This window comes from Streptomyces sp. CA-210063 (assembly GCF_024612015.1).
Taxonomy (GTDB): Bacteria; Actinomycetota; Actinomycetes; order Streptomycetales; family Streptomycetaceae; genus Streptomyces.
This window is the reverse complement of sequence record NZ_CP102512.1, coordinates 3,229,059-3,255,437: the sequence shown is the minus strand read 5'-3', so window position 1 is coordinate 3,255,437 and position 26,379 is coordinate 3,229,059. Positions and strand designations below refer to the sequence as shown.

Annotated in this window: 16 protein-coding genes and 1 tRNA gene; 10 read left to right on the top strand and 7 right to left on the bottom strand. The window is 67.0% G+C overall.

What is annotated here, in order from left to right; all coding sequences use genetic code 11:
- Window positions 1-374 precede the first annotated feature (374 nt).
- Window positions 375-2,051, top strand: coding sequence for an SWIM zinc finger family protein (locus JIX56_RS13830; RefSeq protein ID WP_257540615.1), 1,677 nt, complete (start codon window positions 375-377; stop codon window positions 2,049-2,051).
- A gap of 913 nt (window positions 2,052-2,964) precedes the next feature.
- Here the strand turns inward: JIX56_RS13830 and JIX56_RS47995 are convergent.
- Entirely contained in the window at window positions 2,965-3,339 is a 375-nt protein-coding gene (locus JIX56_RS47995) for a hypothetical protein (RefSeq protein ID WP_443031814.1), read from the bottom strand.
- Between the two features lie 93 nt (window positions 3,340-3,432).
- The gene (locus JIX56_RS13820; protein ID WP_257540613.1) at window positions 3,433-4,638 is read right to left on the bottom strand and encodes an ATP-binding protein; all 1,206 of its coding nucleotides are present in this window, start codon (window positions 4,636-4,638) and stop codon (window positions 3,433-3,435) included.
- A gap of 542 nt (window positions 4,639-5,180) precedes the next feature.
- On the opposite strand from JIX56_RS13820, the gene JIX56_RS13815 reads away from it, so the two are divergent.
- Window positions 5,181-8,552: an AAA domain-containing protein gene (locus JIX56_RS13815; protein WP_257540611.1), complete on the top strand. Its 3,372-nt coding sequence runs from the start codon at window positions 5,181-5,183 to the stop codon at window positions 8,550-8,552.
- A 64-nt stretch (window positions 8,553-8,616) separates the two neighbouring features.
- Here the strand turns inward: JIX56_RS13815 and JIX56_RS13810 are convergent, their stop codons facing one another.
- From JIX56_RS13810 to JIX56_RS13800, 3 genes are all read right to left on the bottom strand, one after another.
- Window positions 8,617-11,448, bottom strand: a complete 2,832-nt coding sequence (locus tag JIX56_RS13810) for a TrlF family AAA-like ATPase (RefSeq protein ID WP_443032036.1) — start codon at window positions 11,446-11,448, stop codon at window positions 8,617-8,619.
- A 187-nt stretch (window positions 11,449-11,635) separates the two neighbouring features.
- On the bottom strand, window positions 11,636-12,049 hold the full coding sequence (locus JIX56_RS13805) for a PIN domain-containing protein (RefSeq protein ID WP_257540609.1): 414 nt from the start codon (window positions 12,047-12,049) through the stop codon (window positions 11,636-11,638).
- Window positions 12,046-12,309 carry a CopG family transcriptional regulator gene (locus JIX56_RS13800; protein ID WP_257540608.1) on the bottom strand — a complete coding sequence of 88 codons (264 nt, stop codon included), beginning with the start codon at window positions 12,307-12,309 and terminating at the stop codon, window positions 12,046-12,048. Before JIX56_RS13800 ends, JIX56_RS13805 begins: the two co-directional genes overlap by 4 nt.
- A 235-nt stretch (window positions 12,310-12,544) precedes the next feature.
- Here JIX56_RS13800 and JIX56_RS13795 point away from each other — a divergent pair, with 235 nt between their 5' ends.
- Complete coding sequence (locus tag JIX56_RS13795) at window positions 12,545-13,849, top strand: tyrosine-type recombinase/integrase (protein ID WP_257540606.1); 1,305 nt, start codon at window positions 12,545-12,547, stop codon at window positions 13,847-13,849.
- Between the two features lie 205 nt (window positions 13,850-14,054).
- Here the strand turns inward: JIX56_RS13795 and JIX56_RS13790 are convergent, their stop codons facing one another.
- The gene (locus tag JIX56_RS13790) at window positions 14,055-15,044 is read right to left on the bottom strand and encodes a restriction endonuclease (protein ID WP_257540604.1); all 990 of its coding nucleotides are present in this window, start codon (window positions 15,042-15,044) and stop codon (window positions 14,055-14,057) included.
- Between the two features lie 1,101 nt (window positions 15,045-16,145).
- Window positions 16,146-16,217 (bottom strand) — tRNA-Arg (locus tag JIX56_RS13785).
- A gap of 193 nt (window positions 16,218-16,410) precedes the next feature.
- Between JIX56_RS13785 and JIX56_RS13780 the strand changes: the two genes are divergently transcribed.
- From JIX56_RS13780 to rho, 7 genes are all read left to right on the top strand, one after another.
- Window positions 16,411-16,914 carry a response regulator gene (locus JIX56_RS13780; protein ID WP_257550847.1) on the top strand — a complete coding sequence of 168 codons (504 nt, stop codon included), beginning with the start codon at window positions 16,411-16,413 and terminating at the stop codon, window positions 16,912-16,914.
- A gap of 389 nt (window positions 16,915-17,303) precedes the next feature.
- Complete coding sequence (gene nrtL, locus JIX56_RS13775) at window positions 17,304-18,575, top strand: ArgS-related anticodon-binding protein NrtL (RefSeq protein WP_257540602.1); 1,272 nt, start codon at window positions 17,304-17,306, stop codon at window positions 18,573-18,575.
- Between the two features lie 146 nt (window positions 18,576-18,721).
- Complete coding sequence (lysA, locus tag JIX56_RS13770) at window positions 18,722-20,113, top strand: diaminopimelate decarboxylase (protein ID WP_257540600.1); 1,392 nt, start codon at window positions 18,722-18,724, stop codon at window positions 20,111-20,113.
- Window positions 20,114-20,274: 161 nt separating this feature from the next.
- A complete protein-coding gene (locus JIX56_RS13765) occupies window positions 20,275-21,567 on the top strand; it encodes a homoserine dehydrogenase (protein ID WP_257540599.1) in 1,293 nt (430 codons plus the stop codon).
- Window positions 21,568-21,573: 6 nt separating this feature from the next.
- Entirely contained in the window at window positions 21,574-22,632 is a 1,059-nt protein-coding gene (gene thrC / locus JIX56_RS13760) for a threonine synthase (RefSeq protein WP_257540597.1), read from the top strand.
- 310 nt (window positions 22,633-22,942) lie between these two features.
- Window positions 22,943-23,896 (top strand): homoserine kinase, encoded by a 954-nt coding sequence (thrB, locus tag JIX56_RS13755; protein WP_257540596.1) that lies wholly within the window; start codon window positions 22,943-22,945, stop codon window positions 23,894-23,896.
- Between the two features lie 408 nt (window positions 23,897-24,304).
- Window positions 24,305-26,335 carry a transcription termination factor Rho gene (gene rho / locus JIX56_RS13750; RefSeq protein WP_257540595.1) on the top strand — a complete coding sequence of 677 codons (2,031 nt, stop codon included), beginning with the start codon at window positions 24,305-24,307 and terminating at the stop codon, window positions 26,333-26,335.
- Window positions 26,336-26,379: the final 44 nt, after the last annotated feature.

The following is a 26,379-nucleotide window of genomic DNA, read 5'->3' as shown; positions in this document are numbered from 1 at the left end:
ACGCTGGGGGTGGGTCACTCCTGCGGATTCGTCTCGCTGACGGTGTCGCCGCTCCGCATGGGCTCCGGCCGGAGCAGGTCACAGACCGGGGGACGAGGTGCGGTGGCGGCGGCAGTCCCACCGCACCGGCAGGCCGGGCGCCTGACGGAGTTGGCGGACGGCAAGAGCCGGAATCTCGGGTGAGTCACCGTTCTCGGGCGGCAGCCGAGGATCGTGAACTCCATGAGACCGGGGGAGGGGAGTGTGACCCGCCGACGACCCCTGGCACCGGCCGAGTTGGAGGTCAAACCCACCGAAGTTGTCGGCTCGCGCTCTCGGGCTCCCTAGGCTGGCGGAGTATCAACTCCACGACCACAGCAGGGCGGACAAGAATCATGCGCGGCCTCACCGAGGCGAACCTCAAGACGCTGGCCGGTGCCCGTTCCTTCGAGCGCGGCCTCGGGTATCTCGACGCGGTGTCCGGGGTCGAGGTCGGTGACGGCTGGGTCACCGCGAGCGTCCACGGCACAGAACGGTACGAGGTGGAGCTGACCCTGGACGGGCCCGGCGGGCTGTCCGGCGAGTGCGACTGCCCATACGGCCTGGAAGGCAACTTCTGCAAGCACCTGGTCGCCCTCGGCCTGACGGTGCTCGCCCAGCGGGAGAGCCTGCCGCGGCAGCGGAAGGCGGCCCGCGAGCGCGCGCAGGACCTCGACGGGTGGCTGTCCGCCCTGTCCAAGGCCGAGCTGCTCGCTCTGCTGCAGGAACAGATCGACGAGGACCGACAGTTGCGGCGGCGCCTGGAGTTGCGGGCCGCGAGCGCCCGCGGTGACCTTGCCGTGGTCCGGGGCCGTATCCGCGATCTGCTCGACATCGGCCCCTTCGCGCAATACGGGTACGTCGAGTACGCCGATGCCCGCTCCTACGCCGACCAGGCCGGGCAGGCGGTGTCCGCGATCGGCGCGCTGACCGGCTCGGGCCGGGCCGCCGACGCGATCATCCTGGCGCGGGAGGCGATGCGGCTGCTGGCCGAGGCGGTGGAGAGCGTCGACGACTCCGACGGCTGGCTCGGGCAGATCGGTACCGACCTCGCAGCCGCCCACCTCGACGCGTGCCGCGCGGCACGCCCCGACCCTGCGGAGCTCGCGTGCTGGCTGGTCGGCCATGCGCTCGGCGATCTCGACGATGGCCTGTCCGATGTCGATCCGCTCGACTACGACGATGTCCTCGGAGAAGAAGGCATGACCGTCCTGCGGAAGTCGGCAGTCGAGGCGTGGCGGAACAACCGCCGCGGCTGGGCGGAGAAGTACCTGATGGAGCGTCTGGCCAAGGCCGGAGGTGACGTCGACACGGTGATCGCCGTGCACGCGGCCGACCTCGCACCCAACGGCCACACGCACCTGGTCATCGCCCGAGAGCTGGATGCCGCCCGGCGCCCCGACGAGGCCCTGGACTGGGCGGAACGCGGCATCCGCGACGCCCGGGAACTCTCCGCCGTCGACACCGCCCTCGTCGACCATCTCTGCGACCGCTACGCGCAGGCGGGCCGGCTCGCCGACGCCCTCGCCCTGCGCCGCGACCATTTCGGTGCCCGCCGCTCTCTTCTCGCATACCAGCAGCTGCGCGCCGCCGCGCGGGCCGCGGACAGCTGGCCGGCTGAGCGCGAGGGAGCCCTCGCCCTGCTGCGTGCCGACGCGGAGCGCCCGCAACAGAGCTGTTATGGCGGCCCCGTCCTGGTCGACGCCCTGATTGACGACGAGGACGTCGACGCAGCCTGGCAGGCCGCCACCCGAACCGGCGCCGATGACGGGCAGTGGCTCACCCTTGCCGACCAGGCGCGGGCCACCCGCCCCGCCGACGCGCTCAGCGTCTACCTGCGCCTGGCCGAGCCGCTGGCCAAGCAGACCGGCAACACGGTCTACGAGCAGCTCGTCGGCCTGCTGCTGAGCATCCGCGACTGCCACCGCCGCCTGGGCGCCGAGGAGGAGTTCGCCGTTTACGTCACCGCCCTGCGCACCGCCCAGAAACGTAAGCGAAACCTGATGCGCCTGATGGACGAACACGGTCTGTGATCCAGACGGCGTCTCGCATCCCTCCCGCCAGATTGGCCACCGTCGTACAACGAAACCCCTGCGGTCGCAGACCATCCTGTCGGCATCAATGCGGTCCCGAAGCGCCGCGACTCTTCCACCTCCCGCGAGCGGGCATCGCCACGGTGCAGGGTATGGAGAGTGAGTCGGAGAGAACCGCCCAAGGTCGTCATCGAGTACGTCGTTGTGGATGGGCCCGAAGGTGAGCAGCTGGCGAAGAGGCAGGGTGAAGCCATCCGCCAGGTCCTCGCATGGCTGCACACGCACCACGGCTCCGCGGAACGCAACAAGGAACCAGACGGCAACACAGAGTCACCGCCCCGCCCCTCGGGTCCGAGCGCATAAATCAGCGCGTCAAGACGCGCGAAAGCAGCGTTCCCATGTCCTGGGCACCCCCGGGGTACCCACCTGCGCGGAAACCCGGACCGGCCCCGACCTGCGCAAAAGCGGAACAGCTGAGGGTCAGTCAGGAAAACCTGACTGAACCTCAGCTGTCGAGTTGCTTCAAAAGCACACTGACCTGCACTTATGCCGCGCAGGCGAGTGCCCCCGGCAGGATTCGAACCTGCGCACACGGCTCCGGAGTGATTGCGTCGATCGAGCCCTGCACCCCCTCTGACCTGCGCGGGAGCCAGTCCGTCGCGACACGGGGACACAAAGTGTGTCGGAGCTGTGTCGCAGGGGCCCTCAGTTGGCCGCGGCCGGGCACTGCGCCGGCCGCTCTTCCCGTGCGGGCTGGATGCGTTGAGCGCCATGGGGCAGGGACTGCTTTGTCCCGAAGCAACTTAGGTAGGGGCGCTGCCTTGGTCCGGAGCGGCTCTGAGCTGCGCTGATCGTCCGCTGGTGTGCGCGATCGTCCGCCGGTGTTCGTTGGCGTTGTCACGCAGTTAGACACTCACCCGCTGCTGCCGCTGCTCGTGCTTGGGGCGGCAGGGCGGGGGAGGCGCTGGGCCCAGGTGCCTGTCTCCACTGCGGCGATGTTCTCCACGCGTACGGCAAGAATTCCTGGGGCGGCGGCTTCGTCGCCGTACTCATCCAAGGCTTGCTTGTAGCGAACCACCTCGGTTTCGATCTGCAGATTCGCCTGGGCGAAAGAGATCCAGTCTCCTTGAGGGTCGAAGACATGGCGCATCCCTGTAAGTAGGGAGGTAAGGGAGCATGCATCACGCGTTGGCTGAACGCCGGTGTACCCATCGCTGAGGTGGCCCGCCGCGTCGGAAATTCTCCAGAGGTAATCCACCGCCGTTACCACGGCTGTATTGACGGTCATGAAGAAGCCGCCAATTCTAAGATCGCGAAAGCCTTGAGAGAGGAGGGTGACTCGACATAGCAACCCGTCCTAGAGGGGCCACTCTGGGCCCCTCTAGGGTCCCTTTAGGTATTCAGTCAGCCGTGGAACTGACAAGGTCAGGCTGAAATTATCGCGCAAAGGCCTGCGCCGGTATTTGATCACTAGGAGATCTTGTCTGGCAAGATTGGCGATCGTTCGGTTGAATTCTTTCTCGGAACACTCTTCGGGTCGAGGGATGCAGGGAGCCTGCACGTCTCGACCGCCAGCCTCGGCTATACCAGCAAGAATTTTTATCTCATCCGCGTTGCAATTTCGAAGTAGTCGGGGGAAGAAGGACTGGTCTAGCCGGTCTTGGACCTGCCTCAGGGCCTCACGCATGACATTTGCAGTTACCGGAGACTCCTTCGCGACTTCCCAAGCTGCCTCTCCCGTGAACTGGATAAGCCATGGGTTTCCTTGGCAGAACTGAATTGTCTCGTTAAGGGCCTCCTCGGTGAACGAGACTCCTTCACTCTCCGCGGGTGCTAGAAGTGCAGCACGAGCTTCGCGGAAGCTAAGTGGATCAAGGCGCACATAACTCAGAGTGTCGCTTCGAGCTGCATAAGAAGAAGTGATTGACGGATCAAGTTCTTCATTCCCTGACGGCTGCCACGATGGGAAAAGTCCCGCTCCCAAGAAAGCAACCGGCAATTGACGCTGTGCTGTCCCATGAAGTGCTGAATCGATAATAGAGAAGTCGTCTCTGTCAAGAGTATGGGCCTCGTCCAAGGCGAATATAACCCCTATCGATTGCAGCTTTGCTATCTCTCCAATCTCTACGAAGAGACGACGCAGATCGAGTTCAAGGATTCCTGTATCCGCGGTTCCGGTGACCGCTTCAGTGTTAATTTCGAGGCTCACGCCTGCGACGGAGACTGCTGAGAATGCTTTGAGTATCCCGAGCGCTCTCTTTACGCGCTCGGCAAATCGGTGTCGCGAACTCATCTGCATCAGGACATCCTGGGACAGGATCGCAATCAACGCGGAGAGTGGGGTGCCTGGGAGAGCTTCCTCTGCTCCCACAAACCACCCGCGATCCCTGGCCCTACGCAGCAGAGTGTTGAACAGAACAGTTTTCCCTGAGCCTCGCGACCCTGTGATTAGGGGAGTATGCGCCGACTTCCCCGCCTCCAATCGGTCCAGAGCCACGTCGAATCGATCAAGAATTTCTTCGCAGCCCGCAAGGACGGCTGGCTCAACGCCGGCACCCGGGGTGTATGGGGATGACCGGAGGTCCATGTGTTCAGCCTACGTAGGCTGCGGGATATTGTCCTGGCCTGCTCGGAGGCCACGTGGACCGTCCCGCAGCGAGGCGAGTGTCCATGGAGCTCGGTCCCCCCGAATGTGCCGAAACCACGGGCAGTCGTACGTCACCGGGTCTCGAAGTGTGTCGGAGGTGTGTCGCGAACGCTGAGAGACAACGAGAGAGGGCGGGAGTCAGTGAGACTGACTCCCGCCCTCTTCTGTCGGCATCCGCGCAGGTCACCTAACACTTTTCGTAGGTGGTCTGGCGAGTGCCCCCGGCAGGATTCGAACCTGCGCACACGGCTCCGGAGGACGTGGGCTTCCCAAGCGTTTTCCCAGTTCAGCACCATGGCTGACAAGTCGTCAGGCCCGCCGTCCCACAAATAGCCCACGGATTGGAAATGCCCTAAATCTGCGCTCTGTCGGGATTGCTTAGCCGAGATGGTGGCCTGTGGTGTGTGGTGGACGGGCGGGGTTGCTCCTGCCCGGCCGTGATGTCGGTGTAGGCGATCAGGTCGACCTTGGCGGGATCTCTCGTGGTCATCACCTTGGCTCTTTTGGTAGTACAGATCAAGATCTGGGTGGCGCTGAGGTATCGGGGGAATGTGGGCTGGCAGGAAGAAGTCGTCACGGCGCTGGACGCCTGGGTGGCGCACGAGGGTGTGCCAGCGCGAGAGCCGCGTTGGCGAGCCCTGGGACGGGCAGTCAAGGGCCAAAAGTCTGGAGAATATGTCGTCGACGTGCGAGGTTCCGACATAGCGACGGACCAGCTTCAAGGCGACAGTTTGAGGCTGGCAGGGCCGGATGAGAGCGGGATCGACGCGGGCCACGCTGTGCTCGACGTGTTCAAGGACGGTACGGCGCTGCGCGTGCGTGTCGCTGAGTTCGCGGATCCCCGCGACCCTCATCTATGGATGAAACCGCAGCCCACCGGGTTCCTGGTGAAGGCCCTTCGGGAGGGCATGGCTGCGTTGACCAACGCCCCGCTGGCACACCTCATGGCACGGGGGGAAGCGGGGGCGGGAAAGCTCGCGCCGACCGGAGCGCCGCTGGGCGTGCTCTTGCCGGCGCAGGATCGCGCCTACCGTGCCTGCACGGGCGAGGGACTGTGGCTGGTCTGGGGGCCGCCCGGCACGGGAAAGACAACGGTTCTCAAGCGGTCCATCGGCGATCTCACTGCGCGGGGCAAGCGAATTCTGCTGGTCTCGGCGACCAACATCGCCGTGGACAACGCTCTATGGGGCGTGGTGAAGGAGCGGCGGCACGCCGACGGCGAGATCGTCCGGGTGGGGCCGCCGCACCTGCGTGAAGTCGCCGAGGACGCGAGTGTCTGTCTGACGCTGATGGTCCGCGAGCGGCTCGCAGACGCCGACGAACAGCGCCGGGCTGTGGCTGCGCAGCTCGTTGACGCACGGGAGCGGGCACGTCGCCTGAAGGATCTGGATCGGAGTCTTACGGGTTTCGACGCCGTGGCGTATGAGGCAGATCGCGCCCGTCTCGATGATCCCGCCCGCACCTGCGAGGCCCTGACGCGAGTACGCGACCAGGTTCGCCACGAGGTGCATTCCGCAGGAGAGCGCATCGCGCAACTCGAACAGGCAAGAGCGACGGCAGTCGACGAGGTGCGCGCGACGGAGCAGGCGCAGGCCGATTGGACGGCGCATGACGATGTACAGGCGCAGTTCGCCGAGATGCGGGAGGCCGTGACCGGCTTGGAGGGGAAGGCTCTGCTCGCCGAGGGCAGGCGTGATGCTGCGGAGCAGCGACTCAATGACCTGGAACAGCTCAAGGGCTTCGCGAAGCGCCGGGCTAAGCAGGATCTCGCGACGGCCCGGTCTGACGTGGAGAAGACGCATCAAGCAGCCGAGGACGCGAAGCAGAAGGCAGCAAATGCCCGTGATGTGCTCGCACGCGCCCACGAGCAGTTGAGGCAGCAGATCGCCGATCTCCGGGCGACGATTCCCTTCAGCAAGGAGGAGATCGCGCGCAGACAGCAGTCCTTGCGTGTCCTGGAGACAGATCTCCAGGACACTCGGCGCACCGCGGACGCACTCAGCGCACGGCTCCTCCCCCTCGACAAGGAGCTAGGCCTGTCGAAGGCGGCGGAAGCACGCGTAGCGGAGGCGGTTCGTCTCGGCCACCCGCAACGCAACTCAGTGGCATCGGGGTTGAGGCCCCAGGTCGCTGCGGACGAGAAGAACCGACCTTCCCTGGAACGCCGCCATCGCGAGTTGCAGGAACAGTACGACAAGCTCGCTCGGGACGCCCAAGGGGAGATCATCCGTGGCGCGAAGGTCGTGGCGACCACACTTGCCAGGTTCCGCACCACCAAGGCGGTCTTCGAGGGCGAGTACGACGTCGTCCTGATCGACGAGGCCGGCGCGGCGACGCTACCCGAAGTTCTCCTCGCGGTGGGCAAGGCCAAGACCACCGCCGTACTGCTCGGCGACTTCATGCAGCTTGGACCCGTCCTCCCGAAACTGGACGCGGAGAAACGCCCCGATGTCGCGCGCTGGATCCTGCGCGACGTCTTCGAACACTTCGGCATCGACTCTCCGGCAGCCGCCGTGAACCACCAGGGCTGTGTTGTCCTCGACGTCCAGCACCGCTTCGGCCACGACGTGATGGGCCTCGCCAATGCCCTGGCGTACGACGGTGTCCTGAAACCCGGCCCTGGCGTCGAGCGGCGCGCCGCGCTGCGGAAGCCGGACGACCCCGAAATCGTGATCATCGACACCGACGGATTGCAAAGCCTGGCCCAAGCGCGCCGAACCGGCCGCCGCAAAGGGTGGTGGCCAGCCGGTTCCCTGCTCGCGCGGGCGTTGATCGATTTGCATGATGAAGAGGGCGAGACGGCCGGGGTGGTCACGCCATACCCCGTGCAGGCGGAGGCCACCTTGGAGGCCCTCCGCGATATCGAAGGCAGCGACGGGGGCCGGCTGGCCGAAGTGGGCACTGCTCACCGCTTCCAGGGCCGCGAGTTCCCTGTGGTGGTCTTCGACATGGTGGAGGACGACTACGGTGACGGTTTTTGGATGGCCCACGCCTCCCGTTCTCCAGAGGCGACGACTTGGGCGCGTAACGGCGTGCGACTCTTCAACGTTGCGGTCACTCGCGTACAGACCAGGCTGTACGTCATCGGAAGTCGAAGCCGCATCCTGGCCGCAGGTGAAGACACCCCCATGGGAGTGTTGGCGGAGCTTATCCGTACACAGCGTGCCCGTTCCGTCCCTGCAACCAGGCTCATCGCCCCCAACGCCCAAGTTCCACCAGACCTGGGCCAGTTCAGCTCCCGCCTCGCGGATGTACTCTCCCGCCACGTCGAGGTCTCCGATATTGACGACGAGATCTCCTTCTACGACACCTTCGCTGACTGCCTCGCCGAGGCCCGAACATCGCTGTGGATCTGGTCCCCCTGGACTGCGAAGCGACTGATCGGCCTGCTGCCGGTACTGGAAGACGCCGTACGCAGGGGAGTCCGGGTGACGGTCTTCGTCCGCGACCCCTACGACACTGGTCAGAAGAAGCAGACCGATCTGGTCAGGGAGTTGCGGAAAGTCGTGCCGACCGTCGTCTCAGTCAACGTCATGCATCAGAAGATCGTCGTCATCGACGAACACACAGTCCTGCTCGGCAGCCTCAACTCCCTGTCGCAGAGTCGCTCGCGCGAGGTCATGCTGACGATCAAGGGCGGCCACTTCGCCCGCAAGATCCTCGCTCACGAGCATGCTGAGGACTTTGCGAGACCGCCCCGGTGCGGCGCGTGCAAGGGGGATGACGTGGACTTGCGTCGCCGAGGTAATGGAGCCTGGTACTGGCGGTGCTTCAACCGGGCGTGCTCGGGGCGGAAGGGACACACAGCGTGGGAGGCACCCGTACGGTTTTCTCGAGGAGCGGGACGCCGATGAGGCGACGAACCGATGCGGCCACGCTTGCCAGGTGTTCACGTGAGCGTGACTGCTTCTCTTCGGTTCAGCCCCGAAGCGCTGCCCGATAGGTGTTCAGTTCATTGTTGTAGCGCCGTTCGCGTGACATGAAGGCTTCAGTCCCGCCTTCGAGGATGTCTTGGATATCTCGTCGCACGCGGGTTACTTCGATAGGGCCTGAGTGCTCGACCTCTTGCAGAGCGCCAACGGTTTTCTGCTCTGTGCTGGTCTTTACGCGGATGGAGGTCCCGTCGTTATCAAGTACGATAACGCGCTCGGCGTCGGCATTGACAGGGATGTTGGCGTTGTGTGTGATGACGATGACCTGGCGCTTCCAGCGACTCTTGCGGATCTCCGGGACGATGAGCTGAGAGATCCATGCCGTGTCGAGGTCGTCCTCTGGTTGATCGAGTACGAGCGGTTCGGTGCCGTGGTGGAGTACGAAGCTCAACATCGCGGCGCTCCGCTGTCCAGGAGAGCCGGTGGTGACGGGTTGCCAGTCGCGTGAGCTCTCTCGTTTCCCGCCGTCGCGCAGGAAGTACATGATCACCACATCGTCGGGGCAGATCATGGCGAGGCGGATACGTTGCGTCGGTTCGAGTTTCGTGAGCTTGTTCCACCAGCCGGCCTTGCAGCTGACCAGTTGTTTTATCTCTCCAAACGCTCCATTGAGGACGCTGCACCGCCAGAGGGCCAGGCGATCTGATTGGGACTCTGATGGACCCTCCCAAAGCCATGTGGCGAGAGCGGGAACATCCTCGACGTAGCCGTCAGAACGGATGCCAAGGAGTTCACGGACCTCTCTGCACCAGCCGCTGGCATTCCCATAGGGAATGATCTCGAAGCGCAGGGAGCCGCTGCGGTGTTCCACCTCGAGCAAGAGCCTTTCGCGGCGGCGGCGACGACGCTCGTGAACGTTCTGCAATTCGGCCCAGGCTGATTCTTCGGCCTCTCGGAGTCCGTTGAGTACGCGGGCGGTGTCTTCGAGAGAACGTAGGTTCTCAGAGACCCCGTTCAATGCCTCAGTGAGGGTGAGATACCCCGTTGGATCGATCCCCAGGTGGTTCATTCGCTCCTGGAAATCAAGGATCTCCTGCTCTGCTGCGGCGACGGTTGATGCCCACTCTCCTCTTTGCTGATTCGCGCGGGCAGCGTCGAGAACGTGGATCGCCTCGGTGACGATCGCCTGCAGGCGGTTCTCCAGCTGAGTACGAATCTGCTCAAGTTCGGCGTAGAAGGGAGCGACTGCCTCGGTCGGCGGTGACGAGGAGGTCGGGAGTGCGGATCTCAAACGCTTTGCGGCAGCGGCCAGCAACTCGTCGAGAGCCTGGTTGAACCGTGACGTTGTCGCCGCGAGCTGCGCGTGCTCCCTTACGACTGCTTCACTCGCATGGCGCTTGCCTTGGCTTTCGGTGTCACCGAAGGCGGCAACCTGCTTCGACAGCTCTGTGTGCCGTGCCTCGAGAGCGGGGCGCTGAGATAGGCGGGATTCGGCATTGAGTCGCTCGGCCACGCTGGTCAGACAGTTGGTCAGTGCTGACTCCAACTCTGTCTCGTACGCGTCGGGAGAGTCGGCGTTTGCCTTCAGGGCATCATCGACCAGGCTGAACAGGTGCCGCGAAGCCGCGAATCGATCATGACGGTCGTGCGCCGTACGTTCAAAGAGCTCCTTCTGACTGAAGATACGCATGGGAAAACGCGTGGGAAGCGGTCGGTCGGCGAGTGGTGTCTGGGAGCCGCTGGAGAATGTCCATCTCGCCGTGTGCTGCTCCCGAGAGATCGCAATGCGATGGTCGGCGGACAACTCGGCTGCGCTGAAGACGCCTTCAACGAAGGCGCGTGCCTCCTGCTCGATACCGGGAGGCAGTCCGTCCAGACGCCCGTACAGCTGACGCAGTGCCGCCACGAGTGTCGACTTGCCCGATCCGCGCCCTCCGATCACGACGTTCAGCCGAGGGTCGAATGACACATCGAGGGGTGTCGCCGAGTTGCCGAGAATGCCACCCAGGTTGACCCGTTCGACCCACGCATGGTCGACGACGTTGGGATCCGGGTTTGCCGTAAGACGTGCATCCCAGCTGGGGATGATGCGCGCTTCGTGGTCGAGGAAGGCTTGACGCAGGGCCTCTTTCGAGGGCTGGTCCATCCTGATCCAGGTGAACCTACGTCCCAAATGCTCCAGGCAGTAAGCGTCGGATGTGGCGACGAAGGGCAGGCGACTCAGGCACGGTAGATGGTCGAGAGCGCGGCTGAGGAACCGTGCATTCCAAGATCCGGACCGCAAGCGTTCGGGCTGGACGTTGCCGGGGTCGATTGCGCCGAGCCTGTCGTGGTGCAGAGCTTTCCAGCGGAGGTCGCCTTTGAGTGTCTTCTCAGACGCGATGCCGTTGTCCGTGAGGGCATGGGGAGCGATCGCAAGCCACTGGTCCGGTAGATCATCAAGGATCTGGCAGAGGGTGTGCCCTGCTGATGCGGGCTGATTGGTTGCAGGGTTGAAGCGGGGGTGGTCGTCATTGAACCCGCACGTTTGGGCGAGTAGCGTGTCGATGTCCCGCGCCGTTCGATCGAGATCACCGATGAGGATGAGGTGTGCTCCATCGGCGCCAGAAGCGGTCGTAACTTCGACACCGGGGAAGACCACGACACCGTGGCGGTCTCCCGCGGCCTGCATGTCCGGTAGCCAGTCGCCGGTGTTGTGGTCGGCGAGGGCGATCACTTCGATGCCCTGTTCACGCAGGCGGGTCATATAACGATCCGCGAAGTCGGCACGATCTTCCGGCGAGGAGAAGTCAAAGCTACTTCCAGCCGGCAACCGAAACTCGTGTGCGGGCGTCGCGACCTGAAGGTCGCACTTGTACCACCGAGACGCCGTAATCACCACTCTCAACCGGGTGCCGCGAACTCTTCAGCTCGCGGTCGTAGTTGAGAAGGATTCTGGTACATGCGAGACCGAGGAGTCATCTGTTTTGCGGATTGGCACCCGTTTCTTCTTGTGGTCTGCGTAGCCGTTCAACGAGCGCCCTGCATTATCGAATCCTTGTTCGCAACCTACTTTTGGGTGCTGGTCAAATCTTGATGACGGTGGCGTGTCCGCTGCAGAGGGCGGTGAGGTCCTCCGGGTCGGAGGTCAGGATCGTGACTGGGTCGGGGGCGGCGAGGGCAGTGGCGCTGAGCATGGCGTCGATAGCGTATTTGTGGCCGTGCAGGCCGGCGTCGGCGAGGAGAGCGGCGGCGTGGCGGGCGATCGGCTCGGTGACCGGTTCGACGACAAGGCGGGACAACGTCCACTCCAGGGCCGGCCGGTTGATTCGGGGGTGGACCACCTCGACGAGGGTTGCCGCAGAGGTGATCACGCGCAGGTCGTCGGTGCGTGCGAGGGCGAGCCAGCCGGTGACTGTGCGATCGCGTAGCACGGCCTTGGCCAGCCCTTCGCTGTCCAGGACGAGGGTGCCACCGGGGACGGCGGGAGAGCGGGTCACGCGGCGTTCGCCCCGTCCTGTGTCTGCTCCTGTCGGGCCTGGTGGAGCTGGTCGCGGAGAGTCTGGATCTCCTCGTCCGTGACGGGCCCGTGTTCGGCCTCGGCGACCTGGATGAGCTCGTTCAGATTGTCGCGTTCGATCTGACGGGCCACGGCGGCGGCCACGTAGGCGGACAGTCCGGAGGGGCCGCTACGGGCCTTGGCGGCCTCGGCGATGTCGCGCGGCATAGTGATGGAATACTTGCCGGTAGGCTCACTCATGCTACTCATCCTACCCCTCATCCTCTCTGTGGGCGTCGGAGTCCCACCTTGCAGAGAGATCCCGGATGGCTCGCTTTGTTGACTTGTGCGTTACCTGGCATGCACAGCGAGGAAGCCGAGGGCCCCACTCAACCTGAGCCCAAAGTGTCCCCTGGCCAGAGAGGTGGTGGACGTCATGAGGAGTTCGGGATCGCAGACACACGGCGTTCCCAGACGGAGAAGTGGTGGCAAGACCGTGATCGCGGCGCGGGCCGGCAGAGGCACTTCCGCGGGAAGTGCGACGGAAGTCAGGGCGCTAGCGGACGAGCTCGGCGCCGCGCTGGTCCGAGCGGTCCGACTGGGCGCCGCTGACGAGTCGGTCTCTGCGGGGACAAGCCACGGCTCGGTCTCCACCAGCTGGTATGACTTTGCGCTCGGCTATCTGGAGATGCGCTGGCCGCAGGTCGCGGCGAAAACCCGCAACGAGACCAACGATGCACTGTGCGCGATCACCCAGGCGATGCTCCGGAACGTGCGAGGCCGCCCCAATGACGAGTTGCTGCGGCAGGCGCTGCGGGACTGGGCGTTCGTCGTGCCCCGGCCGGACCCGCGTACGGCGCCCGCCGACGTGCGGCTTGCTCTGCGCTGGGTGGAGAGGGCGTCACGCCCCTTGGTCGACTTGATGGACCCGGTCGTCATGCGGGCGGTGATGCAAGCCCTGCAGCTGAAACAGGACGGCATGATCGCAGCCGCCGAGACCCAGAGACACAAGCGCATGACCCTCGTGAACGCAGTGCGGTACGCGATCGAGCAAGGCGGACTCCGCACCGACCCGATGGCCCCCATCAACTGGCGGATCACCAAGACCGTAAAGCAGGTCGACCCACGGGTAGTCGCCAACCCTACCCAGGCGCGCTCCCTGCTGTGCGCTCTCTCGTACGTCGGTGGCTACCGGCGTGCCCGCGGACGGCGGTTGGTCGGCTTGTTCGCTGGCATGTACTACGCCGGATTGCGGCCTGCGGAGGCGGTTGCAGTGTGCCTGCCGGACTGCGTTCTGCCTACGGAGGGTTGGGGCAGGGCGATCCTGCACGTCACTCGACCCCAGGCAGGCAAGAAGTGGACCGACACCGGACGTCTCCATGACGAGCGCGGTCTGAAGAGCCGCCCGCCGGGCGACACCCGACCGGTGCCGCTGCCGCCCGAGCTGGTGATGCTGTGGCGAGAGAGCATCCAGACCTTCGGCACTGCGGAGGACGGACGGCTGTTCTTCAACGAGCACGGCGGCATCGTAGGCTCCAGCACCTACTACGGCGTCTGGCATGAAGCCCGTGACCTTGCCCTCCCGCCGGATGTGGCGGACTCACCGCTCGCGGCCCGCCCGTACGACCTCCGCCACTCGGCCCTGTCTACCTGGCTGAATGCCGGAGTAGATCCCACCGAGGTCGCCGAACGCGCTGGCAACAGCGTCGAGGTCCTCATGACCCGATACGCCAAGTGTCTGTATGGACGACAAGCGGTCGCTAACCAGCGCATCGAGGCGCTGCTCAACGAGTACCGATAGAGCCCAAAGAACGCGTGCATTCGCTGACTCGTCGCGGTCAACAGTCCGAGTTTCCGATCCGGTGACGCTCACCAGGTACGGAGGAGCGCGGGAAGGGGCCCGGTGCGGGCGGCTTGCCCCGGAGCCGGAGCAACTTTTCCGGGTACGGGGCGTACGTCAGTAGCGAGGTGTAGAGATGTCCCACACCGTGGCTGGTGCTCGACCCCTACTTGGGGCGTCGTTTCGGAGGCACCGGCCCCGGGATGACATCGAGGTTCATGTGCTCCTTGAACAGGTGCACCAGGTTGGCTCCGTCGAGGAGTTCGAGGCGCCCGTGTTCGTTGGCGAATGCCTCGCTGGCTCGGCCGAACCAAGAGGTTGTCACCAGGATGCCTTTGGCAGCCCGCTTGTGTTCCACGACGCCGGCGAGTGCGGAGACGGTCTCGAACGGGACCACGTTCTTGGTGCGTTTGGCCTGGATGATGCACAGGCCCTTCATCACGGGGTCAGTGTTCATGGCGACCGCATCCACACCCTCGTCCTTCGAGGGCTGGGTGTTCACGCTGTCCAGACCGATGGCTTCGAACAGTTGCCTAATGAGGTGCTCGAACTCCGTGGGTGTCAGGTCGATCAGTACGGGGCGGCTGTCCAGGCCCGCCACGACGTCCAGGCTGTCCATGATGCGGAACTTGGACAGGTCGAACGTGACGAGCGGCCGCACCGGCTCCAATTCGTACGGGTTCGGCGAGATCAGTGACCGCAGTCGTTTCAGGCAGGCCCGTGGATCCACTTGGGTCAGGACCAGCTGACTGAACTCGTCCCGGTCTGTCTGGAGTGTGATCAAGCACGGGTGGACGTCCCGCCCGGTGGCGCGGTCGATGGTGGCCACATGCCCGTTCAAAGCGATGGACTGGATCACGCCGTCGGTGTCGGCGGCAAAGAGTTCGTGCACGGTGCGCAGAGCTGTTTGAGCCAGGACTGACGCGTACAACTCCTTGCGCTCTTTCTCCGGACGCGGAACAGGCGTGATCTCGTCACGCGTCTTCACGTACCGGTATGAGCGTGCCGCTGGGACCACGCCCTCCAGTGGCAGGTCGATCTCAACCAGAAGGTCACCCGTATCCGCCTGGTACGAGACCTGGTGGGCCTTGGGGAAGCCGTGCGGGTACACGGAGGCGGCCAAGACCTGGTCGGCGAACCACTCGACGGCCTCCACGTCTCTGTCCCGGTACGCGCTTCGTCGCTGTTCGAGGTCGGTATTCCATGCCTCGACCCGGGTGGCTTCTTCCTGGTTGCGCTCCTCGTGTTGGGCGCGAGCCTTTTCCAGCTTCTCGACGCGCTTCTTTTCGTCGCGCGCATGGTCTCGCAGTGCTCTGTCGAACCGCTTGCGGGCGGCTTCGACCTCGGCGTCGTAGCCGCCCGCACGAAACCGAGAGCGCTGAGCAGCCCCCGCGGTGCCTCCGGCTCGTACTCCTCCCAGCGCGGCACGGGTGCGGCTTTCGTACGTCCCTTGGGTGGCACGAACAAGGAGGGAACAAACTCCTGCTTCAGCCGATCGAACGTCAGCGGTTGTCCCTCCAGTACGGCTGTCCGTAACAGCTTGGAGAGTTGCTCGGCATCGTTCTCGGCAACGCTGGTCCGGTCGACGGCTTCCTGGGCGCGGGCCGCTTCATGGGCGAGCTTCTCCTCACGGGCCTTCCGCTTGGCCTCGGCCTCGGCGGCCTTCCGAACTCGCTCCCGTTCTCTGGCCTGCCGCGCGAGCTCCCGTGCGTAAGGATCGTTCCCGCCCGCCACTGTTTCCCCCAGCTCAGTGCATGATCGTCAGTCGGAACCTTCCGCAGTATCTCTCACCGGGTCGGCGACGTCAGCAGGTACTTGCCGAAGGCATCCTCTGCCATGAACTGCCCCAGCTGATCCAGGGGTTAACCTGCGCGATCAGCTCCAGCCGGAACATTGGCCGGTCCAGGCGGGCTGCAGTAATGACCCCCTGAGCGCGACCGATGCGAACTCCGACCCAGGAAAGCGAAACGGCCTGCTGCGCCGGGTGCGCTTCTCGCCGTCTTGGCTGCAAACAGGCAGGTGAGGAGAGGGGCTTCTCTTACAGGAGCTTCGCTTATTCACGTTCGCCCCACGCATGTCCCGCTCGGAGCGATTCCATGGGATCGGACAAATGGGAATTCGCCGGTTCGGTGCTGTGAAGCCCCAGATCAGCGTCCCAGGGCGTCGGGCGATCACGGCCAAGTTGGCCGTTGCAGTTTTGGCATGCACAAGAAAGGCGCTGATCTGCATTTCTGCAGTTCAGCGCCTTAATCCGGAGTGCCCCCGGCAGGATTCGAACCTGCGCACACGGCTCCGGAGGCCGTTGCTCTATCCCCTGAGCTACGGGGGCGTGTCGGGCGCCTTGTTCGGCGGCGACGGGTAGAACCCTACCAGCTCTCCGAGGGAGATCATGAACGGGTTTTGTGGGCGGAGGACGGGGCTGAGCTGGGGGAGACCGCCCGCAGGGGGCGGAAGTGGGGAAAACCCGGACGCGGCGGTGGGTGCGGACCTACTCTCGAGTTGTGCCAGGCGCGTCCGGTCGGGTGCTTGTTGTGGACGACAACAAGGTCATCCGGCAGCTGATCAGGGTCAACCTCGAGCTGGAGGGCTTCGAGGTGGTGACCGCGGCCGATGGTGCCGAGTGTCTGGACGTCGTTCATCAGGTGCGGCCCGACCTCATCACTCTCGACGTGGTGATGCCTCGGCTGGACGGCCTCCGCACCGCCGCCCGGCTCCGCGGTGACCCCCGGACCCGGCGCCTTCCGCTCGCCATCGTCAGCGCCTGCAGTCAGTACGAGGTCGAGGCCGCGCTCGACGTCGGCGTCGACGCCTTCCTTGCCAAGCCCTTCGAACCGACCGAACTCATCGCGCTGGTAAGGCAGTTGGTGGAACGGCGGGAGACCGGGAGTGACGATGCCGCGCCGTTCGGCGTCGGCGCCGGTGGGCCTGCACCCGTCCCCTCCCCCGCCAGTGCCCCAGTCGGCGGGGCGGGAAGCGGGAGCGAGCACACGGATCGTGCCCAGCGCGTCGGCCGTACTGGTGGCTGACCGCCATCCCCAATGCCGGGAGTCCTCCGGGGAGACCCCGGACCCGAGCATCCGACACTCAGCGCCGAGAGCTCAGCACTGAGCTCTCAGGACGCGGGGGTTGGATCCAGGACAAGGCTTCGCAGTCTGGCTCCGCCTGGCGGCATGCCCCGCGTGGTCCGACTCCCCTTCACCGAGCCTCCGCCTGCGCACCCTCCCCTCCCCTCCCCTCCCCTCCGCCCCGCCCTCGCCGCGCGTGGATCCAGCCCTCCCCCCCCTGGCGGCACGGCTCCCGGCGTACCCGCCGTCCGTCTCGGTGTCCCGTCGCCGCCACCGGCGCCGTCCACATCCCGGACCCCGCGGTAAACCGGCTCGCATACCCACCCCCCTCCTCCCCTACGCTTGTCCCCGTGACCCCCGTCGAGCTCTCCCGCACCGTGCTGCGCGCGGTGCGTCGTGCTGTGGACGAGGGGGAGCTGAGCGTGGCGGTGCCCGCACGGGCCGTGGTCACTCCGCCGGGGCCCGGTGGGAGCGGGGACTACGCGACGAACATCGCGTTGCAGCTGGCCCGGCCCGCGGGGCGGCCGCCGTTGCAGATCGCCGAGATACTGCGGCCCCACCTCAGCAGGACCGAAGGCGTCGCCTCCGTCGAGATCACCGGGCCCGGGTTCCTCAACATTCACCTCGACCGGGCCGCCGTCACCGCCCTCGTACGCCGGATCCGAGGAGCCGAACACGGCGAAGGCGGCGAAGGAGCCCAAGAAGTCCAAGGGGCCCAGGGCGCCGGGGACGGGCAAGGCACGCACCCCCTCCCGTACGGCCACAGCGACACCCTCGCCGGGCAGGTCGTCCGGCTGCGGATCCCGTACGACATCCGCGCCGAGGTCGTCGCCGACGCGCTCGTACGGATCGTCGCCAGCCAGGGCGGTCGCGTCGAGGTCCACCACGCCCGGTCCGACGACCCCGACTGGCGCGACGAGCCCAACAAGGCCGGGCGGATCGGCCGAACCGGCCGCTCCGGCGGACCCAGCCGGCCCGGTGAGTCCGACGAACCCGTCGACCTCCGCCCCGTCCCCGCCCCGGAAGACCCCGCCCCCCTCGGTCCCGACGCCCTCCGCTGGGCCCTCCTGCACCCGGCCGCACACGACCGCCCCCGGATCACCGCGGACCTCCTCGTGCAGCGCGCCGGCAACCCCCTCTTCCGGGTCCGTTACGCCCACGCCCGAGCCCGCGCACTCACCCGCAACGCGGCGGCCCTCGGCTTCACCGGCACCCCGGGCAACCTGGACACCCCTGACGCCCCGGGCATTCAGCACACCGCCGACACCCCGGGCATCCAGCAGACCGCCCGCACCCCGGGGATCCGGAACGCCGCAACCACCCCCATCACCACCACGACCCCCATCGCCACCCCCGACATCCCCACCCCCCTCATCACCGCCCTCACCGAATACCCCTCCACCCTCGCCCGAGCGGCCACGCACCGCGCTCCCGATCGTCTCGCCCGGCACCTGGTCGTCATCGCCGACGCCCTGCTCGCCTTCCAGCACACGGTGCTGCCGCGCGGCGACGAGAAACCCTCGGCCGCCCACCGGGCCCGGCTGGCGCTCGCCGAAGCCGCCGGGACGGTGCTGGCCGGCGGCCTGTCCCTGCTCGGCATCGACGCACCCGAATACCTCTGAACGAGCCGGCGGAGCCCAAAGCCCAAAGCTCACAGCCCAAAGCCCAAAGCCCAAGGCCCAAGGCCCAAGGCCCAAGCGCGAAGCCGAAGCCATAGCGCGAAGCCCCGCCCGCAGAGCCCAGAGAGACACGAGAAAGCCGTACAGACATGAGCCGTTCCGCACATCCCGCCGGGCCCCGTCACGCCGACGTCCTTCCCGAGGGGCACTACGCCGCCCCGCCCGCCGACCTGAACACGCTCGACCCGAAGGTGTGGGCGCAGACCGTCACCCGTACGGCCGACGGAGTCGTCAGCGTGGGCGGGATCGATGTGAAGGCGCTCGCGGAGGAGTTCGGTACGCCGGCGTACTTCGTCGACGAGGCCGACTTCCGGGCCCGGGCGCGTGCCTGGCGCACGGCGTTCGGGCAGGACGCCGACGTCTTCTACGCGGGCAAGGCGTTCCTCTCCCGCGCGATCGTCCGCTGGCTGCACGAGGAGGGGCTCAACCTCGACGTCTGCTCGGGCGGCGAGCTCGCCACCGCCCTCTCCGCCGGGATGCCCGCCGACCGCATCGCCTTCCACGGCAACAACAAGTCCACCGACGAGATCCACCGTGCCATCGAGGCCGGCGTCGGCCGTATCGTGCTCGACTCCTTCCAGGAGATCGTGCGGGTCGCGCACATCGCCCAGTCGCTCGGCAAGCGGCAGAAGGTGCAGATCCGCGTCACCGTCGGCGTCGAGGCACACACGCACGAGTTCATCGCCACCGCGCACGAGGACCAGAAGTTCGGGATTCCGCTCGCGGGTGGGCAGGCCGCGGAGGCCGTGCGGCGGGCCCTCAAGCTCGACGGGCTCGAACTCATCGGTGTGCACAGCCATATCGGGTCGCAGATCTTCGACACCTCCGGCTTCGAGGTCGCCGCCCACCGCGTCGTCGGGTTGCTCAAGGAGATCCGTGACGAGCACGGCGTCGAGCTGCCCGAGATCGACCTCGGGGGCGGCCTCGGCATCGCCTACACCAGCGACGACGACCCCCGCGAGCCGCACGAGATCGCCAAGGCGCTCACCGAGATCGTCAACCGGGAGTGCGAGAGCGCCAAGCTGCGCACGCCCAGGATCTCCGTCGAGCCCGGCCGCGCCATCGTCGGGCCGACCGCCTTCACGCTCTACGAGGTCGGCACCACCAAGCCGCTGGACGGGCTGCGGACCTATGTCTCCGTGGACGGCGGCATGTCCGACAACATCCGGACCGCGTTGTACGACGCCGAGTACAGCGTCGCGCTCGTCTCCCGTACGTCCGACGCCGAGCCGATGCTCGCCCGCGTGGTCGGCAAGCACTGCGAGAGCGGGGACATCGTGGTCAAGGACGCGTTCCTGCCGGCGGACCTGGCACCGGGTGACCTGATCGCCGTACCGGCCACCGGCGCGTACTGCCGTTCGATGGCGAGCAACTACAACCACGTGCTGCGCCCGCCGGTCGTCGCCGTCAATGAGGGAGAGGCCCGGGTCATCGTCCGGCGGGAGACGGAGGAGGATCTTCTCCGTCTCGACGTCGGATGACCCGCGTACACGCACAAAAGGAACTCCAGGCCGAAAGATCTCCGTCTTCGGGCCCTGAGAAAATGAAATAGATGTCTCACGATCCGGACGAGGGATAGAAACTCCCGTCCGGTGAGTGAGACTGGTCCCACCGTATTCGGTATGTGAGGAAACGAGGTCGGATGATGCGTACGCGTCCGCTGAAGGTGGCGCTGCTGGGCTGTGGGGTTGTCGGCTCAGAGGTGGCGCGCATCATGACGACGCACGCCGATGACCTCGCGGCCCGGATCGGTGCCCCCGTCGAACTCGCCGGAGTGGCCGTCCGGCGGCCCTCCAGGGTCCGTGAGGGCATCGACCCCGCCCTCGTCACCACCGACGCCACCGCGCTCGTCAAACGGGGCGACATCGACGTCGTCGTCGAGGTCATCGGGGGTATCGAGCCCGCCCGCTCCCTCATCACCACCGCGTTCGAGTACGGCGCCTCCGTCGTCTCCGCCAACAAGGCCCTCCTCGCCCAGGAGGGCGCCGCGCTGCACGCCGCCGCCGGCGACCACGACGCGGACCTCTACTACGAGGCCGCCGTCGCCGGTGCCATCCCGCTGATCCGGCCGCTGCGCGAGTCCCTCGCCGGCGACAAGATCAACCGGGTGATGGGCATCGTCAACGGGACGACCAATTTCATCCTCGACAAGATGGACAGCACGGGCGCGGGATATCAGGAGGCTCTCGACGAGGCCACCGCCCTGGGATATGCGGAGGCCGACCCGACCGCCGATGTCGAAGGGTTCGACGCCGCCGCCAAGGCCGCGATCCTCGCCGGTATCGCCTTCCACTCGCGTGTCCGCCTCGACGACGTGTACCGCGAGGGCATGACCGAGGTGACGGCGGCCGACTTCGCCTCCGCCAGGAACATGGGCTGCACCATCAAGCTGCTCGCCATCTGCGAGCGGGCCGCGGACGGCGGTTCCGTCACCGCGCGCGTGCACCCCGCGATGATTCCGCTGACCCACCCCCTCGCCTCCGTGCGCGGCGCGTACAACGCCGTGTTCGTGGAGTCGGACGCCGCCGGTCAGCTGATGTTCTACGGGCCGGGCGCGGGCGGTGCCCCCACCGCCTCCGCCGTGCTCGGCGACCTCGTGGCCGTGTGCCGCAACCGGCTCGCGGGCGCCACCGGACCCGGCGAGTCCGCCTACGCCGCCCTGCCGGTCTCGCCCATGGGCGAGGTCGTCACGCGCTACCACATCAGCCTCGACGTCGCCGACAAACCGGGAGTTCTCGCCCAGGTGGCGACCGTGTTCGCTGAGCACGGGGTGTCGATCGATACCGTTCGGCAGCAGGGCAAGGACGGCGAGGCCTCTCTCGTCGTCGTCACTCACCGTGCCTCCGACGCCTCCCTCAGCGGGACCGTCGAGGCGCTGCGCAACCTCGACACCGTGCGGGGTGTCGCCAGCATCATGCGGGTTGAAGGAGAGTAACCAGCAATGACCCACCAGTGGCGCGGAATCATCGAGGAGTACCGGGACCGGCTGCCCGTCTCCGACAGCACGCCGGTCGTGACGCTCCGCGAGGGCGGCACGCCCCTCGTGCCCGCGCAGGTGCTCTCCGAGCGCACGGGCTGCGAGGTCCACCTCAAGGTGGAGGGCGCCAACCCGACCGGGTCCTTCAAGGACCGCGGTATGACCATGGCCATCACCCGGGCGAAGGAAGAGGGCGCGAAGGCCGTCATCTGTGCCTCCACGGGCAACACCTCTGCCTCGGCGGCCGCCTACGCCGTCCGCGCGGGCATGGTCTCGGCCGTGCTCGTCCCGCGGGGCAAGATCGCGCTGGGCAAGATGGGCCAGGCCCTGGTGCACGGTGCGAAGATCCTCCAGGTCGACGGCAACTTCGACGACTGCCTCACCCTCGCGCGTGAATTGAGCGACAACTACCCGGTGGCGCTGGTCAATTCGGTCAACCCGGTGCGTATCGAGGGCCAGAAGACCGCCGCCTTCGAGATCGTGGACATGCTCGGTGACGCCCCCGACATCCACGTCCTGCCGGTGGGCAACGCGGGCAACATCACGGCGTACTGGAAGGGCTACAAGGAGTACGCCGCCGACGGCATCGCCGCCAGGACGCCCCGCATGTGGGGCTTCCAGGCCTCCGGCTCGGCGCCGATCGTGCGCGGCGAGGTCGTCAAGGACCCGTCGACGATCGCCACCGCGATCCGTATCGGCAACCCCGCGTCCTGGCAGTACGCCCTGGCCGCGCGGGACGAGTCGGGCGGCTTCATCGACGAGGTGACGGACCGTGAGATCCTGCGCGCCTACCGGCTGTTGGCCGCGCAGGAGGGTGTCTTCGTGGAGCCCGCCTCCGCCGCCTCCGTGGCCGGTCTGCTGAAGGCCGCCGAGAACGGCAAGGTCGACCCGGGCCAGACCATCGTCTGCACGGTCACCGGCAACGGCCTGAAGGACCCCGACTGGGCCGTCGCGGGCGCCCCGCAGCCCGTCACGGTCCCGGTGGACTCGGCGACGGCGGCCGAGCGCCTCGGTCTCGCGTAGCGCTCGCGTATTCTCTCGTCCAGCCGTTCGGAAAGGCCTGGGAGTCGCGCGTAGACGCCGATTCTCGGGGGATAACCCTGACAGGACCCGACAGGGGGTGCACGGGGGGCTTACGACACGCATCGTGCGCCGCCTGTGCGCCCTATGTCGCCACAGAACCTACCTTCGATAGGCTGTAGTGAACCCGCCCGCCGCATATGCCCCGCAAGGGTGCGGCGCCGCGCCGTCTCGAGCGGCCCAGGGTTCCTCGCATGTATCGAATGTCATTCGACAATCGTCAATCTCGCAGCTCAAGGAGAGTCATCGAGCGATGGCCGGTCCAGCGTTCCGCGCCGCCGCCGTACGGGTGCGCGTCCCCGCCACCAGCGCCAATCTCGGCCCGGGCTTCGACGCCCTGGGCCTGTCGCTGGGGCTCTACGACGACGTGGTCGTCCGGGTGGCCGACTCCGGCCTGCACGTCGACATCGCGGGGGAGGGCAGCGAGAACCTCCCGCGTGACGAGAAGCACCTCCTCGTACGGTCCCTGCGCACCGCCTTCGATCTGCTGGGCGGGCAGCCCCGCGGTCTCGAGATCGTGTGCGCCAACCGCATTCCGCACGGCCGCGGCCTCGGCTCCTCCTCCGCCGCCATCTGCGCCGGCATCGTCGCCGCCCGCGCCGTGACCATAGGCGGCGACAACCGGCTCGACGACGCCGCGCTGCTCGAACTGGCCACGGAGATCGAGGGCCACCCCGACAACGTCGCGGCCTGTCTGCTCGGCGGCTTCACGCTCTCCTGGATGGAGGGCGGTGCCGCGCGGGCGATCAGGATGGATCCCGACGATTCCATCGTTCCGGTGGTTTTCGTTCCCGGAAAGCCGCTTCTGACGGAGACGGCGCGCGGACTGCTCCCGCGCACCGTCCCGCACGTCGACGCAGCCACCAACGCGGGCCGGGCGGCCCTCCTCGTGGAAGCCCTGACCAGGCGCCCCGAGCTGCTGCTGCCCGCCACCGAGGACCGGCTGCACCAGGAGTACCGGGCGCCCGCCATGCCGGAGAGCGCGGCCCTGGTCGAGCGACTGCGGGCCGACGGCGTCCCGGCGGTCATCTCCGGCGCCGGACCCACGGTTCTGGCCCTGGCCGACGAGGCCAGTGCCGACAAGGTGGCCCACCTCGCGGGCGAGGGCTGGGCCGCCAACCGGCTGGACCTCGACGCCCGAGGGGCGTGCGTCCTGCCGCTCACCACCACCGTCGCCGAAACCGGCGCCGTCCACGGCGACGCGTAGGGGCGCACGGTCGCCGGATTTCGAGAGGGGGAATGTTTGTTGGATCCGGTAGTGTTAACCTCAAGTCTGCACCTGCCCCAGCCATGGCGAGGTGCTTATCGTCCCCGTCCGGGACAACCATTCTTCCGGGAGTCTCCCAAGCCGCACTGTGCTTCGTACGTCAAGCTGTACGCCGTACGCAGGCACTGAGCGGTCTGCCGAGCAGGCCCCGGAACCGGCGTGGCCGAGCCGCGTGACACAGACACTTCAGTGCCACGGCCCGGAAAGCGCCGAATCATCAGAAATTTTCCTCCGCCGCCTTTGGCGGACCACCGCCCCGGCACGGTCCACCCGAACAGGGCCGAAGCCGGACAGCACAAACGGTCGCCGAGCCAGAAGGCCGACGTCCGCTCCAGGGAAGGACCCTTCGTGAGCGACACCACCGATCTGATGGGCGCACGTGTCGAGGACACCGCTGCCGCGCCCGCCACGGACGCCGCGCCTGCCAGCGGTGCCGGCTCCCGGCGGCGCCGTGGCACCGGCCTCGAGGGCATGGTGCTGGCCGAGCTGCAGCAGGTCGCATCCGGCCTCGGCATCAGGGGCACCGCGCGTATGCGCAAGAGCCAGCTGATCGAGGTCATCAAGGAGGCGCAGGCGGGAGGGGGTGCCCCGGCGAAGGCCGAGGCAGCCACCGAGACCAAGCCGAAGCGCCGCACCACCTCGAAGGCGCGTACCGGCGAGGACGCCGCCCCGGCCGAAAAGGCCGCCGCCAAGAAGGCCGAGGCGCCCGCCGACAAGGCCGAGAAGGCCGTGGCCCAGCAGCAGATCGAGATCCCCGGCCAGCCGGCCGGTGGTGACGAGGCGCCCACCGAGCGCCGTCGTCGCCGTGCCACCGCCGACGCGGGCAGCCCGGAGACGGTCACCGCCGAGGCGAAGAGCGAGCCCAAGGCCGAGACGCCGGCCCCCGCCGCCGAGGCCAAGGCCGACGCCGGTGACCAGGGCGCCGAGGGCCGCCAGGGCCGTCGCGAGCGCGGCCGTGACCGCGGTGAGCGTGGCGACCGCGGCGAGCGCGGTGACCGTGGCCGCCGTGGCAAGGGCGACGAGCAGCAGGGCGGCGGTCCGCAGCGTGACCGCGGCCAGCAGGGCCAGCAGCAGAGCGGCGGCCGTCAGGACCGGCAGGACCGTCAGCGTGACAGCGGTCCGCAGGACGACGACGATTTCGAGGGCGGCCGTCGTGGCCGTCGCGGCCGCTACCGGGACCGTCGTGGCCGTCGCGGCCGCGACGAGATGGGCGGCCCCGAGCCGACGCTCGCCGACGACGACGTCCTGATCCCCGTCGCGGGCATCCTGGACATCCTCGACAACTACGCGTTCATCCGCACCTCCGGCTACCTGCCGGGCCCGAACGACGTGTACGTCTCCCTCGCCCAGGTCCGCAAGAACGGCCTGCGCAAGGGTGACCACGTCACCGGTGCCGTGCGTCAGCCCAAGGACGGCGAGCGCCGCGAGAAGTTCAACGCGCTGGTCCGCCTCGACTCCGTCAACGGCATGGCGCCCGAATCCGGGCGCGGGCGCCCGGAGTTCAACAAGCTGACGCCGCTGTACCCGCAGGACCGCCTCCGCCTGGAGACGGACCCGGGCGTGCTGACCACCCGCATCATCGACCTCGTCGCGCCGATCGGTAAGGGCCAGCGCGGTCTGATCGTGGCCCCGCCGAAGACCGGCAAGACCATGATCATGCAGGCGATCGCCAACGCGATCACGCACAACAACCCCGAGTGCCACCTGATGGTCGTCCTCGTCGACGAGCGTCCGGAAGAGGTCACCGACATGCAGCGGTCGGTGAAGGGCGAGGTCATCTCCTCGACCTTCGACCGCCCGGCCGAGGACCACACGACGGTCGCCGAACTCGCCATCGAGAGGGCGAAGCGGCTCGTCGAGCTGGGCCACGACGTCGTCGTGCTGCTCGACTCGATCACGCGTCTGGGCCGTGCGTACAACCTCGCCGCCCCGGCCTCCGGCCGCATCCTGTCCGGTGGTGTCGACTCGACGGCGCTGTACCCGCCGAAGCGCTTCTTCGGTGCGGCCCGGAACATCGAGGACGGTGGCTCGCTGACCATCCTCGCCACCGCGCTGGTGGACACCGGGTCCCGCATGGACGAGGTGATCTTCGAGGAGTTCAAGGGCACGGGCAACGCCGAGCTGAAGCTCGACCGGAAGCTCGCGGACAAGCGGATCTTCCCCGCGGTGGACGTCGACGCGTCCGGTACGCGTAAGGAAGAGATCCTGCTCGCCCCCGACGAGCTCGCCATCGTCTGGAAGCTGCGCCGGGTGCTGCACGCGCTCGACCAGCAGCAGGCGGTCGAGCTGCTTCTCGACAAGATGAAGCAGACGAAGTCGAACGCCGAGTTCCTGATGCAGATCCAGAAGACGACGCCGACGCCGGGTAACGGCGACTAGCCCGACCTACGCGAAAGCGCCGGGGCCACCCTCTTTGTGAGGGT